This is a genomic window from Bifidobacterium reuteri DSM 23975, assembly GCF_000741695.1.
GTDB lineage: Bacteria > Actinomycetota > Actinomycetes > Actinomycetales > Bifidobacteriaceae > Bifidobacterium > Bifidobacterium reuteri.
Genome location: NZ_JGZK01000004.1, coordinates 26,751 through 40,010 on the forward strand (window position 1 = coordinate 26,751; position 13,260 = coordinate 40,010).

Below are 13,260 nucleotides of genomic sequence, written 5' to 3' on the forward strand. Positions count from 1 at the left end.
CATGACTCAGACAAACACCGTTACCCCATTGAATCATTTGGTGAAGGTGCTGAGACTTGGAGAGCCATCCACCTACCGCAACCACACATACATCAACGGCGAAAGCATGTACTTCCCCACCGGCCGAGTCTATGGCGGTCAGGTCATCGCCCAATCGGTCATCGCCGCATCCAAAACCGTCTCGGCCTCCCGACTGCCGAACTCAATCCATGGTTATTTCATCACCGCAGGAGACATCCGTCAGGATCTGCTGTTCGATGTGGAGAACCTACGCGACGGCCGCTCCTTCTCCGCCCGCCGCGTCAATGTCACGCAGGCGGAAGGGTCAATTCTCACCGCCATTGCATCCTTCCAGGAAACCGGTCAGGAGGGTGTGGAATTCTCCGATCCGATGCCGGATGATCTGCCTGATCCGGAATCGCTGACCTCAGCCAAGGAGCTGATGCAGCCATTTGCCGAAAAGTCCCCATTCGCCAGCTATTATGCGGAAAAATCACCATTCGACATCCGTCACATCACTCCCACGGTGATGCTTCAGGCCGACAAGAAATCCGCCGCGCATGATTCCGGCAAGCAAATGGTGTGGATGAAAGTCGATGGGCATGTCGATGTACCGCAGGTGATGCATCGCGCGCTGCTGGCCATCGGCTGCGACCAGCTCATGATGGAACCGGTGCTTCGTCGCGCCGGTCTGTCGATCTCCACGCCGGGCATTTCCTATGCCTCTATCGATCATTCGATGTGGTGGTATCGCGATCTCGACATCAATGAGTGGCATTTGTATGTGCAGGATACGCCCATTGCGGCTCACGGGCGCGGGCTCGGCAATGCCAAGGTGTATTCGCAGAGCGGAGACCTGGTCGCCGTGATTGCACAGGAGGCCATGGTCCGCGTACCGCGGCAATAAGAGGCGACACCGTACAACAGCTGGAGTGACAAGGTCCGCCGGGAACGCTACTGCTCCCGATAGGCCTTGGCCACCTCTTGACGACGTTTCGCCTCTGCGAGTTTGGGATTCTCGGGCCCCTCATTCGGTGGCAATTGGCATAGCCATTCGCCTATGATGCCGATGATCATGTCGGCGACGCAGACCACCGCCGTCACCGCACACTGGATGATGGCGTCATGGTAGAACGGCGCTTCGATGTGACTGACGCTCATCAGGATTTGTCCCACATACCATCCGGCGAGAGCGGCGCCGGCGAGGCCGAGCGCCTTGGCCAGCACCAGGGTATTCACCGCGACGGTAGGATTGATGAAGCTGTGCGGGCGCTTCTTGGGATCGGTGTTCGCGTATTTGTGCACCTGGAGCGCCAGAACCAGCACAATCAATCCCAACACGGCCAGCAATCCGGCCACCACCCAAGGCGTGCCAATCAGGGAAAGACCTGATTGTTCGCCATATAAGGCCAGTCCCATTCCGGCGAGCAACCCCAGAACGGCGCCAATCACATACTGCCACCATGGCGTTCGGCGTACCTTCACGCGCCACCTCCTTAGCTCAAATACCACAATCACTCATATATTGCCATCAACCGCATTACCGCCACGCGCCCAGCCGCAATCCCCGCATCCCTACACCCCCTGTTTCGCAAGGCCACCGGCCCCGGCGAGGTGCCGCAGCCGCAGGCTGACGAATAGGTGTGTAGTGCGGAGGGCCGCATAAGCAGCACAGCGGCAACCATTACTCGGCCGCCATGATCCAATGGTCGGACAACATGCCCACCTGTCCGGCATCCGGTGCCATGGCCAGCAGGAACGATACCGGTTCGGCGCCCAATGTGGCTTCGGGATCCATGTCCATCCACGGTGCCAGCACCGAAGCATGGGTTCTGGCGGAGGGCAAGGGCACACGGCAGTCTGGAACATCCGAGGCGACACCCTCCATATCAATCAGATCCAGATCGACGCTCCCCTCGTGCAGGGCTTCGACGCTGCCCAGCGCCGTGATCAGGTCGGCGGCGGGCAGCTTGGTCTCCACTTGGATGACCGCGCTCAGCGCATCCGGCCCATCGAAATGCGACACGTGATACAGCGGGGAGATGCCCTGCACCTGGTTGCCGGGGATGCTGTCGATGGACACAATCGCCTCACGGAACTGGTGTTCGGCATCCTGTGACGTGGAATCCAACGAAATGACCGCCTTACGGGAGACAGGCGTGGGCTCCGCCGAAGCCAGCGAGGGCTTTGCCGCCGTCTTGGCCGGCGAAGAACCGTTGCCCGGACGCACCGTATCAGCACCAGCCTCGACGCCGGCGGCATGACCGCCCAGCATCCAATCCTCCGATGCGAGACGTACGGCATCCCGGTCAGGAGCCGCGGCCAGAAGATCACGGACCAGCCCTTCATGTGCGCCGGCAAGGCGCGCAGATGGGTTCAGCGCCACCCAAGGCGCCAACACGAAGGCGCGCTGCCATGCGCGTGGATGGGGCAGCGACAGATCGGGATCGGCGTTGCACACGCCGTCGAAATCGATGATGTCGAGATCCAGAGGGCGTGAATCCCAATGCTGTTCGCGATTGCGTCCATGCGCACGCTCGATGTCCTGCAACTCATCCAACAGGTCATGTGCGCCCATTGTGGTCTCCAATTCCACGACAGCGTTGAGAAAGTCAGGGGCGCCGTCCGCCATGCCCCATGCGGCGGTACGATACAACGGCGATATGCCGGTCACCTGTGTGCCGGCGAGTCCGTCGATCTCGCGCACTGCCGCACGCAAGGTGGATTCCACATTGCCGAGGTTGCCGCCCAATGCCACTACGGCATGATGGACGGCGACGTCGCGTCTGCTGACCGGGGATGATACGCCTGCATCGACACTCGGTTCAGGCCCGGCGTCGGATCGCAGCCCGATTGGAGCGGACTCGGTCGCCGACACCGGCACGGCACGGCCATGCTCATTCCGCACACGTGTGATGGATACCGATACATCCTGGAACGCCACGACAATGGGCGCATGCGGCTTGTGCACGGTGATGTCGATGGCCCGTACGGCCGGCGCGTCGGCAAGAACACGGTCAGCGATACGTTGTGCCAGACGTTCGATCAGATCCACATGTTCGCCTTCGATGACCGCGACAATGTCTTTGGCGACACGTCCGTAGTCGATGGTGTCCTGCAGATCATCGGATGCACCGGCCCCAGCGAGGTCGAGGTGCAAGGTGGCGTCCACGATGAAGGTCTGTGGGCGTTCGTGCTCGAAGGGGAGCACGCCGTGAGTGCCATTGGCGTGTACGCCGGTAAGGGTGATGGTGTCCATTGGAGGTCTTTCGTTGTGATGTGATTGACTCCCCTCAGTCAGCGTCGCTGACAGCTCCCCTCAGAGAGGGGAGCCAGAGGAGGAACGAACCTTGCACACGGCAACCTCTCGGAGGGGAACCGAGAGCGTGCACGTCACTCTTCAGAGGAGTCGGAAGGACTGATAGCTTATAGGTATTGGCGCCAGGTGTTGCCTGCTATGACGGCGGCACGGCTTTTCGCCACGTCATGGACGCGCACGGCCCATGCACCATGTTCCGCGCTCAATGCCGAAAGGGCGGCGGTTACATCGTCACGCTGTTCCATGGAAGGCTCGCTGATGCCGGCATCGGCGAGCATGGCGGAAATGAAGCGCTTGCGTGACTGGCCGATAAGCACCGGATATCCCGCGGCACGGAACAGTTTCAATCCGGTCAGTAGCGGCAGGTTATGTTCGATGCCCGGCTTGGAGAATCCCAGACCCGGATCGATGATGATGCGTTCAGGCTTGACTCCGGCATCCAGCACGGCATCGACCTGACGCATCAGCTCGTCATGCACGTCGATGAGCACACCGTGCTCGTACACGGACGTATCCTGATCGGGATTGGCGCCTTTGGAACCGGCGAGCCAACCACGCCAGTGCTGCACGATGTAGAGGCAGTCATGGTCGGCCACCACATGCGGCAGTTCGGCATCCAATGTGCCGCCTGAGACGTCATTGATGATCTGCGCCCCGCCTTCCAGCGCCGCAGCCGCCACCGATGCGCGCGTGGTGTCGATGGACAGCACGGCGCCAGCGGGAATCAATGCGCTGACGGCACCGGTGATACGACGATGCTCGTCCTCTTCGCTGACTCGTTTGGCTCCTGGACGGGTGGATTCGGCCCCGATGTCGATGATGTCGGCACCGGCCGCCATCATGTCACGACCGTGCTGGGCGGCCTTGTCGGGGTCGAGCCAGAGGCCCCCGTCCGAGAAAGAATCCTCGGTGATATTGAGCACGCCCATCACCATGGTGCATGGTGCGTCATGCAATGCCTGTAGATCAGTCATATGTCCCCCTCTATGTGACGAACCAATCATATACAAGACTTATTTATCCAATTATGTATCCGGTTATTTATCCAATTATGTATCCGGTTATTTATCCAGGATGAGGCTCATGGCTTCTGCACGGGTGGCGGGATTGCGCAGCAATCCGCGCACCGCGGAAGTCACCGTGCGAGCGGAGGATTTCTTGATGCCGCGCATAGACATGCACAGATGCTCGCATTCGGTGACCACGATCACGCCACGTGCACCGGCATACTCCACCAAGGCGTCTGCGATCTGCTGGGTGAGACGCTCCTGCACCTGTGGACGACGGGCGTACACTTCGACCAGACGCGCCAGCTTGCTGAGTCCCATGACGCCGTCTTTGGCTGGAATGTAACCCACGTGGGCCACGCCGTGGAATGGCAGCAGATGATGCTCGCATACGGAATACAGTTCGATGTCTTTGACCAGCACCAGTTCGTCAGTGTCCACGTCGAAATGCTTTTCCAGCACATCGGCCGGCGAAGCACCCAAGCCGGAGAACAGTTCGCGTCCGGCACGGGCTATGCGATCCGGCGTTTCGCGAAGACCTTCACGGTCAGGATCCTCGCCAATGGATTTCAGGAACAGGCGGACAGCCTCGCGCACGCCTTCCTCATCATATTGGGCGACGCGATCGGCACCTGTCGATTCCTCGGTCATTTCCTCTCCATCCCATTCATCGTAATGGACAACACCAATGAATAAGCCCACAGCCTATCGTGCAAGACAGATAAGACTGCGGGCTTTTCATGGAATACGTCAAGTCAGCAGACCAAGGCTCACTGCTCTTCGGGCTTCAAGCCGACCGAACGCTTCAGGCTTTCCGGAATCTCCACCGGAGGCTTGTCGGAATCCGGGCGGCGATCGTTGGACAGCCACACCTGACGTTCCGGAGCCTTCTTGATCGGGGCGAAGATCTGAGCCAGTTCCTTCTCGTTGAGCGTCTCCTTGACCAGCAGTTGGCGAACCAGCTCATCGAGGATGTCACGGTTGTCGTTGATGATGTTCCACGCTTCGGTGTGCGCGGTCTCCACCAGCTTCAGCACCTCGTCGTCAATCACCTCGGCGGTGCGATCGGAGTACTTGCGCGGCGACAGGCCATCCATCACCGTCGTCTGGTCGTCGTCATCGGCCCACTTGATGGCGCCAAGCTTATCGGAGAAGCCGTATTCGACCACCATGGTGCGGGCGATCTTCGTGGCTTTCTCGATGTCGTTGGAGGCGCCGGTGGTGGGATCATGGAAGACGATCTCCTCAGCGGTACGACCGCCCATCGCGTACGCCATCTGGTCAAGCAGCTGGTTGCGCGACTGCGAATAGCGGTCTGATGTAGGCATCACGGCGGTGTAGCCGAGTGCACGGCCGCGCGGGAGAATGGTCACCTTGGTCACCGGGTCGGTGTTGCGCAGCGCGGCGGCAACCAGCGCATGACCGCCCTCATGGTATGCGGTGTTGCGCAGCTCCTCGAGGGCCATGCCCTTGGACTTGCGACGCGGGCCGGCCTGCACGCGGTCGATGGCCTCATCGATGGCTCGGTTGTCAATGAGCTGGGCGCCGGCCCGGGCGCACAGCAGCGCGGCCTCGTTGAGCACGTTGGCCAGATCGGCACCGGTGAAGCCGGGCGTACGAACGGCCACCATATGCAGATCCACGTCCGGCACGAACGGCTTGCCCTTGGCATGAACCTTGAGAATCGCCTCACGGCCTTCGAGGTCGGGAGCTGCCACTCCCACCTGACGGTCGAATCGGCCAGGACGCAGCAGAGCCGGGTCAAGTACATCGGGACGGTTGGTGGCGGCGATGATGATCAGGTTGGTGTCGTTGTCGAAACCATCCATCTCCACCAGCAGCTGGTTCAATGTCTGTTCTCGCTCGTCATGACCGCCACCCATGCCGGAGCCACGCTTGCGGCCCACAGCGTCGATCTCATCGATGAAGATGATGGCGGGGGCGTTCTTCTTGGCCTCATCGAACAGGTCACGCACGCGGGATGCACCCAGACCGACGAACATCTCGACGAAGTCGGAACCCGCCATGGAGTAGAACGGAACGCCGGCCTCGCCGGCGATGGCGCGGGCGAGCAGGGTCTTACCGGTTCCAGGAGGGCCGTACAGCAGCACACCGCGCGGGATGCGCGCGCCCAATGCCTTGTACTTGGAGGGATCCTTCAGGAAGTCCTTGATCTCCTCGACTTCGGCGAGCGCCTCATCCTCACCGGCCACGTCGGAGAACTTCGTGGTGGGCGTCTGGCCTTCGAGCAGCTTGCCGTTGTTCTTCTTGCCGCCCATGCCGAGCATGCCGCCGGCACCGCCCATGCGGCTCATCAGCCACCAGAACAACGCGAAGAAGATGATGAACGGCAGGATGGAGGTCACCAGATAGCTGAGCATGCTGGTCTGCTCGATGTTGGAGGTCCAGCCCTTCTCGAGGTCGCCGTCCTCCACGGCCTTGGCCACCTGCGCACCTTGGGCGAAGGTGTAGTAGAACTGCACGTCCTTGCCGTAGTTGGTGACCTTGCCGGTGTCCGGGTTCTTCTTGGAGAAGTCGTCCTTCAGCTCCAGGCGCACCACTTGCTTGTTATCGGTGATCTCGGCGTAGGTGGCTTTGCCCTGCTTGATCAGTGCAAAACCATCCTTGGTGTCGATGGTCTTGGTGGCACCGGTGGTGAACATCTGGAACATCAGCACGGCCATGACCACGAGCACGGCACCCCACAGCCACGGCGACTGCCAGACCGGCCGGTTCTCGTTGCCGTTGCCGTTGCCGTTCTTGCCGCGACCGTCGTTGCCGTTGCCCCGGTTGAACGGGTTGGTGAACGGATTGCCGTTATTGCGGTTGTTATTGGGGTTGTTCCCGTTGCCCTGACCAGGCCCCTGGGGGAAAGTCATGCTTGTTCTCCTTGGTACACGGACGGCTTCAGCACCGCAATCGATTCGAGATTGCGGTAACGTTCGTCGTAATCGAGGCCGAAGCCCACAACAAACTCATCCGGGATTTCGTAACCCGGGTACTTCACTTCCACATCCACCTCGCGGCGGGATGGCTTGTTCAGCAGTGCAAACACCTCCACCGATGCGGCACCACGACGCTTGAGCTCATCGACCAACCACGCGAGTGTACGTCCGGAATCGATAATATCCTCCACGATAAGGATGTGCCGTCCGCGAACATCAGCGGACAGATCCTGCCGAACCGTCACTGTGCCGGTGGATTCAGTACCGGAACCATAACTGGACAGGCTCATGAAGTCGATCTGCACCGGGATGCTCAACGCTTCGGTGAACTCCACCAGCGTATTGACGGCCCCCTTCAACACCGCGACCACCAAAGGGTTCTTGTCGCGGTAGTCCTGGCTCACCTGTGCGGCCATCTCATGAATCTTGGCGTCGATCTGCGCTCTGCTGACCAGCTCGTGGTCAATCTCTTCCTTAACATCAGCGATTCGCATGCGCTCTATCTTGGCACACGCGAATGACGTGTTTCTTGCGGTTCGCTGAATATCCACTGGGAAGACATACAGCTTTCTGTCCATGCCAATCGACGATCAGACGATCGATGGCCTCAATGTGCGCGGCGCTGGCAGCTATCCGCGCCTCGCTCAGCGCGTGTGCCACCACGCGCAGGCGAATCGAAGGCGGTTCTTCCGCCAACAGCCTGGCATCGATGGTCACCGTGGCGCCAGCCCCCTGCTGCGCACGCGGGTCAAGGGCAACGGCATCGGGCGCAGCGGCATCACAGGAAGAGCGGGAATCGGGAGCGACGTGCACCGCCTGCGCCTCGACCGCAGCTGACTGCCGATCGAGATACTCCTTGTCATACCGAATCAGGCGCGCATTGGCGGACAGGTGGCGCGCCACATCCACCCCGGCGAGCTGCCGCAGCAGCGGCATCAGGTCATGGCGGATGCGAGAACGCAGCGGATAGCCGCCCGGCAACGGGCCATCCATCTGCTCACCATTGGTGGGGTCGTCCCAATAGTCGAGCGACAGATCCTCGCAGATGCCGGTTGTATCGGCTCGTGTGACATCCAGCAGCGGCCGCAGGAACCGGACGTCCTGACGCATAGTGACGGGCGGCATGCCTGCCACCATGTCGATGCCGTGGCCGCGCAGCAATCCGATCAGCACAGTTTCGGCCTGATCATCCATCGTATGGGCCAGCAGCACGCAGGCCGCGCCCCATTCGCGCGCGGCATCGCACAACGCCTGATAGCGTGCGGTGCGAGCGGCGGACTCCAGTCCCTCGCCCTGATCATGGACCTCGACCGCACGAACCAGAACCGGTTCCAGACTGAGCTTGTGGCACCGTCGCGCGGTCTGGTCGGCGACTGTATCCGAACCGTCTTGCAACTGATGATCGATGATGACCGCCCCGCAGCGCAATCCCAGCGAGGCACATACGATATGGCTTACCGCAGCCAGCGCCATAGAGTCGCGACCACCGGAGCATGCGACCAACACCAGCGGCGCATCAGCAGCAGGCTCATGCTCGCCATGGCGCAGGAATTCCGGCGATTGACGTTCAATCCCCGCCTGAGCGAGCGCCAGACGAACCCCACCCACGGCAGTGCGCAGTCGTGCCGAATACACCATATGAATCCTTATCCGATCCTGCGTTTACAGCCTTGCCAGTCCGGTGACGAACACGTCGACGGCATTGCGCGCAGCCTCAAAATCATCCGGGTTGTTGACCACCACGGCGAATGCCAGCACTCCCCCATCGAGGCGCGAGACATTGCCCGCCATGGAGGTCACATGGGCGAGGCTTCCGGTCTTGGCGCGAATCAGGCCGGCCACCTTCTCGTCGGTATATCGGTAGGCGGCCGTGCCGGTCAGGCCGATGACCGACAGGCCTTCGGCAGCGGCCGCTCCCACACCTTCATGCAGATTGCGTTGCTGGACGGCAACCAACATGTGCGCAGTGAGACGGGAACCATCCGAGAGTCCCGAGCAATCGGCCATGGTCAGTCCTGCGGCATCGATGCCGAGCTTCTCCAGCGCCGAACGCACCGCCTGAACGCCCCCTTCCGGACTGTTCCTGGCACCTGAGGCAAGCGCTGTCAGCCGTCCGAACTCCTCGGCGAGCGTATTATCGGAATGCCTCAGCGTATAGGCCAGGATCTCGCCAAGGGTCGCCGAACTGACCGAGGCGATAGGGCTCACGCCTTCCGGAGCCGCGGAGGCGGAGGGGTCGCCGGTTACCGTGATGCCATTGTCCGCAAGCAGCCTGGCGAACCGTGTGACCGTATCCTGTACGGTATGCTGCGAGAGCTCTGGATATCCCGTCGAATCATCGGGGTCCGCAGGCGCGGGGAAGCCGTCGCCGTATTGGCGGCCGCCGTCGATGGCCATCGAAGAGACCGGCGTGTAATACATGGTGTAATCGGCCTGCACCGAATCGCCTGAAGCCAATCCTTGCGGTATGCGGCTGTCGCCGAACAGCGTGTCATCGTAATGCAGGCTCACGCTTCCTATGCCCCGTTGGGCGAGTGCGGCGGCGGTCGCCTGGGCCAATGTGGCCAGGCCTGCGCGTCCGTTGATGTGGTCGGGGTCTGATTGTCCTGCGGAAAGCAGCATGTCACCGTTGCCTTTGAGCGTGACCACCGTATCGCCGGAGTCTTCGGAGATGTATGTCTGGGTGTCGAGCGTCGAGGCCATGTCCAACGTGGATGATGCAGCCAAGGCGGTGAGCGTCTTCAATGTGGATGCCGGTTCCCGGGGAGTGGACGCCGCATGCTCGGCTGCGGTATGGCCTTGCGCGTCTTGGATGATCACCGAGACATCATGTCCCACGCCATCGGCCGAAAGCAGGTCAGTGACCAAGCGCTGCGCCTGTGCACTGTCGATGGACCTGCCGAGATCGGCCGAGGCGACCAGACCGTCACCCGTCTTGGCCGCGACCGTCTGCGGGAAGGTTACTGCGGAGACAGGCTTCGCCGTGAGTATGCCCGGAACCATGTCCTCGACGTCCGCGATGCAATATGCGGTGAACAAGACGACAGTGACGATGGACGAGATCGTCACGGTGATGCGACGGCCCATACAGCCGCGGCCATGCGACCCGTCTCCGTCCACGCCTGTTCTGCTCATTGATGTCCTCCGATGTGTCGTTCCGTGGATCGCATGACAGCGAACCTCCCGGACTTCAAGATTCAGCCCTTATGGGTGATGGGCTTCCACTGCGCCTTGGCGAAGATGGCCTGGAAGGAGATGGGCACGTAGCTGAGCATGTAGATCGGGAAGCTCAGCACATATGCCAGCAGCTCCTTGTTGGAGGCGCCGATCTGGTCACGTTCCACGATGATGGTCAGCGCGGCCAACGCCATCAGACCGAGCACCGAAGTCACGATGCCGCTTGACCAGCCGATCAGAGACTGCAATTGGCTGGCCCAGGAGACAAAGCCGAAGGCCGCGAACAACGCGCCCATCAATATGCGAATCACACCGAGCACAGTGAACGGGCACAGCATCAGCGTGAAGTCGATGCAGGAGAAATCACGCTCACGAACCGCGCGTTTGAGCAGGGCGGGCCCGTAATAGCGAAAGACCTGAAGGAATCCCTTGCTCCAGCGCAGGCGCTGACGCCAGCTTTGCGCGAACGTGACCGGCTGCTCATCGTACAGGATCGCATTGCCGCAGTAACCGATGCGGTCGCCGTGCAGAATCGAATCCATCGTGAATTCGAGGTCTTCGGTGAGCAGATGGAATTTCCAGCCTTTGTTCCGCTTCATGACATCGCGGGAGAACATGAAACCAGTGCCGCCCACATGGCAGGAGGACCCCAGGATCATGCGGGAATTGGACAGGAACCTCGATTCGCGGATGAACCAGAGCGCCGAACCGGAGGAGACCCAGTTGTCGGCGAGGTTCACCGAGTTGCGGTAACTGGTCAGGATCTTGAAACCGGCGTTGAAGCCCTTGTTCATCTCTTCGAAGTAGTGCTTGTCGAGCCTGTTGTCCGCATCAAAGACGAAGTAGGCGTCGTAATCGTCAGACACCCCGGTTTCGAGCATGTGCCCAAGCAGATACGTCAGCGCGTATCCTTTGCCTATCTGCTGCATATTATGCCGCTCGAGCACATGGCATCCGCGTGCGCGCACCACGTCGGCGGTCCTGTCAGTGCAGTTGTCGGCCACCAGCCAGATGTCAATGAGATCCGCGGGATAGGTCTGCGCACGAATCGAATCGATGAGATTGCCGATGACGTTCTCCTCGTTTCTGGCGGAGATCAGCACGGCATATCGGTTGGTCATCGGCGCATCCGGGAAGCGCACCGGTTTGGCGAACAGCGACATGACGATGCACACGCCCTGATACACCATGCCGGCACCACCGATGATGAACAACAGCACGTCAAGCACGGAAAGCAGCGTCATCAGCGCCACCCCGTTCTCGGATTGTCGGAGGATGCGGCAGGGGCGTCGGCGTCGTGCCCCTCGGCGCCATGCAGCGTCCGCTTCTTGTGCTCGCCATCCAGAACACGCTTCGGAATCGCCACGGTGGCCGATTCATCCTCGTCATCGTCCTTCGGCAGCGGACCACCCGTCTCAAGGGCATACAACTCCTGCTGGAGCTTGCGCAGCTCGTCGTCCATAGGCACCCTCTTGGTGGAGCCCTTGGCGGCGCGCGGCACATGCTCGCCGATAGGGTGCAGTACATGCTCGCCGAACGCCTCGGACGCCTCCACGATCTTCGACTTCTTCTCAGGTGTCGGATCGTACATCAGCGGCGAGTCGATCAGCTCATACCGTCTGGTGTAGGCGCGGAAAATCACCTGAATCGAGGCGGTGACCGGCAGTGCGAGGAACGCGCCCAGTGCGCCGAACAAGGAACCGAACGCAAGCACGGCCAGGAAAGCGACCGCGGCGTTGATGTCCATCGTGCGTTGGGAGATCTTCGGCGAAAGGATGAGGTTCTCGATCTGCTGGTAGATGATGATGAACACCAACACGGCGAGCGCATAGGTCCATCCGCGGTTGCCCCAGGCGAACAGCACCGGCAACGCGCCGCCGATGTAAGTGCCGACAGTGGGGATGAACTGGGAGACGACGCCGCAGAACAATGCCAACGGCAGCCAATAGGGCACTTGCAGCACTTCAAGGAAGATGGCGGTGCAGGCCGCGTTGATCAGCGCAAGGATTGATCGGGAGAACAGGAAGGACGAGATCTGATCCTGCGCCACGGTCCATACCAGCAGGAACCGGCGCTGCGTATCGGGCGCGAGCCAACGGCAGAACGAGCGGCGCAGCTTCGGTCCGGCGGCGGAAATGTAATACGTGGTCATGACCACGGTCATCAGGTTGAGCAGGAAGCTCAGCAGACCGCCAACAGTATTCATCGCGGTGCCTGCGAAATCGGTGACCCAGGAAGTCTGGATGTTGTTGAGGATCTCAGAACCAAGGCTGTTGATCTCGGGTAGCTTGAACGTGCTGTACTGTCCGAGGAACTCGCGGATCTGCTCGTACATGGCGGGCAGTCCGCTCACCATGGCGACGACCTGGGAAACGAACATGCTGCCGAACAGCGTCAGCAACACGCCGATGATCACGGCCACACCCACCAGACCGATCGCCGTTGCCGCGCCACGTTTCCATCCATGGCTCACCATCGCGATCACCAGCGGCTCGATGGCGAGCGCCAGGAACAGCGAGATGATGATGTCGAGCACCAGATACGAGATGCTGCCCCACGAGCGCCAGCAGAAGCTGAATATCACAATGGCCATCGCCACATACAGCAGGGCGCGTCCGAACCATTCGGGAGGTCTGCGAGGATCGCCTTTCGCGGGGAACAGCGACCCGAGATCTATGCGGTTTTCGGTATCGGACGGGGCACCCGGGCCTTTACGGCCTGAGGCTTGGGCACCGGCATCCGGTGTCGTGTCATTGCGTGCGCTTTCGCTCATGGCTCCCCATTGTAGCGGGGACCGAGATGTCCGGCCGTT

General features: G+C 60.9%; 11 protein-coding genes. 1 reads left to right on the forward strand and 10 read right to left on the reverse strand.

The window, feature by feature from the left end; all coding sequences use genetic code 11:
- Nucleotide 1 precedes the first annotated feature (1 nt).
- Nucleotides 2-907 (forward strand): acyl-CoA thioesterase, encoded by a 906-nt coding sequence (locus tag BREU_RS04475; RefSeq protein ID WP_044089024.1) that lies wholly within the window; start codon nt 2-4, stop codon nt 905-907.
- Nucleotides 908-954: 47 nt separating this feature from the next.
- On the opposite strand, the gene BREU_RS04480 is transcribed toward BREU_RS04475, so the two are convergent.
- The 10 genes from BREU_RS04480 to BREU_RS04525 form a co-directional block, all read right to left on the reverse strand.
- Complete coding sequence (locus BREU_RS04480) at nt 955-1,485, reverse strand: DUF3180 domain-containing protein (protein ID WP_044089023.1); 531 nt, start codon at nt 1,483-1,485, stop codon at nt 955-957.
- Between the two features lie 199 nt (nt 1,486-1,684).
- Nucleotides 1,685-3,259, reverse strand: a complete 1,575-nt coding sequence (gene folK / locus BREU_RS04485; protein WP_044089022.1) for a 2-amino-4-hydroxy-6-hydroxymethyldihydropteridine diphosphokinase — start codon at nt 3,257-3,259, stop codon at nt 1,685-1,687.
- Between the two features lie 167 nt (nt 3,260-3,426).
- Nucleotides 3,427-4,293: a dihydropteroate synthase gene (folP, locus tag BREU_RS04490; RefSeq protein ID WP_044089021.1), complete on the reverse strand. Its 867-nt coding sequence runs from the start codon at nt 4,291-4,293 to the stop codon at nt 3,427-3,429.
- Between the two features lie 87 nt (nt 4,294-4,380).
- Nucleotides 4,381-4,977 carry a GTP cyclohydrolase I FolE gene (gene folE, locus BREU_RS04495; RefSeq protein ID WP_044089020.1) on the reverse strand — a complete coding sequence of 199 codons (597 nt, stop codon included), beginning with the start codon at nt 4,975-4,977 and terminating at the stop codon, nt 4,381-4,383.
- Between the two features lie 119 nt (nt 4,978-5,096).
- A complete protein-coding gene (ftsH, locus tag BREU_RS04500; RefSeq protein WP_044089019.1) occupies nt 5,097-7,205 on the reverse strand; it encodes an ATP-dependent zinc metalloprotease FtsH in 2,109 nt (702 codons plus the stop codon).
- Nucleotides 7,202-7,765, reverse strand: a complete 564-nt coding sequence (gene hpt / locus BREU_RS04505; RefSeq protein WP_044089018.1) for a hypoxanthine phosphoribosyltransferase — start codon at nt 7,763-7,765, stop codon at nt 7,202-7,204. The genes ftsH and hpt overlap by 4 nt, the downstream gene beginning before the upstream one ends.
- A complete protein-coding gene (gene tilS / locus BREU_RS04510) occupies nt 7,752-8,909 on the reverse strand; it encodes a tRNA lysidine(34) synthetase TilS (RefSeq protein ID WP_044089017.1) in 1,158 nt (385 codons plus the stop codon). Before tilS ends, hpt begins: the two co-directional genes overlap by 14 nt.
- 24 nt (nt 8,910-8,933) lie before the next feature.
- Nucleotides 8,934-10,406, reverse strand: coding sequence for a D-alanyl-D-alanine carboxypeptidase/D-alanyl-D-alanine-endopeptidase (locus tag BREU_RS04515; protein ID WP_044089015.1), 1,473 nt, complete (start codon nt 10,404-10,406; stop codon nt 8,934-8,936).
- A gap of 62 nt (nt 10,407-10,468) precedes the next feature.
- Nucleotides 10,469-11,692 carry a glycosyltransferase family 2 protein gene (locus tag BREU_RS04520; RefSeq protein WP_044089014.1) on the reverse strand — a complete coding sequence of 408 codons (1,224 nt, stop codon included), beginning with the start codon at nt 11,690-11,692 and terminating at the stop codon, nt 10,469-10,471.
- A complete protein-coding gene (locus BREU_RS04525; protein ID WP_044089013.1) occupies nt 11,692-13,221 on the reverse strand; it encodes an AI-2E family transporter in 1,530 nt (509 codons plus the stop codon). Before BREU_RS04525 ends, BREU_RS04520 begins: the two co-directional genes overlap by 1 nt.
- Nucleotides 13,222-13,260: the final 39 nt, after the last annotated feature.

Coding starts and splice junctions, on each gene's coding strand:
- tilS (WP_044089017.1), bottom strand. CDS start 8,909: ATGGTGTATTCGGCACGACTGCGCACTGCCGTGGGTGGGGTTCGTCTG.
- folP (WP_044089021.1), bottom strand. CDS start 4,293: ATGACTGATCTACAGGCATTGCATGACGCACCATGCACCATGGTGATG.
- BREU_RS04475 (WP_044089024.1), top strand. CDS start 2: ATGACTCAGACAAACACCGTTACCCCATTGAATCATTTGGTGAAGGTG.
- ftsH (WP_044089019.1), bottom strand. CDS start 7,205: ATGACTTTCCCCCAGGGGCCTGGTCAGGGCAACGGGAACAACCCCAAT.
- folK (WP_044089022.1), bottom strand. CDS start 3,259: ATGGACACCATCACCCTTACCGGCGTACACGCCAATGGCACTCACGGC.
- hpt (WP_044089018.1), bottom strand. CDS start 7,765: ATGCGAATCGCTGATGTTAAGGAAGAGATTGACCACGAGCTGGTCAGC.
- BREU_RS04525 (WP_044089013.1), bottom strand. CDS start 13,221: ATGAGCGAAAGCGCACGCAATGACACGACACCGGATGCCGGTGCCCAA.
- BREU_RS04515 (WP_044089015.1), bottom strand. CDS start 10,406: ATGAGCAGAACAGGCGTGGACGGAGACGGGTCGCATGGCCGCGGCTGT.
- folE (WP_044089020.1), bottom strand. CDS start 4,977: ATGACCGAGGAATCGACAGGTGCCGATCGCGTCGCCCAATATGATGAG.
- BREU_RS04520 (WP_044089014.1), bottom strand. CDS start 11,692: ATGACGCTGCTTTCCGTGCTTGACGTGCTGTTGTTCATCATCGGTGGT.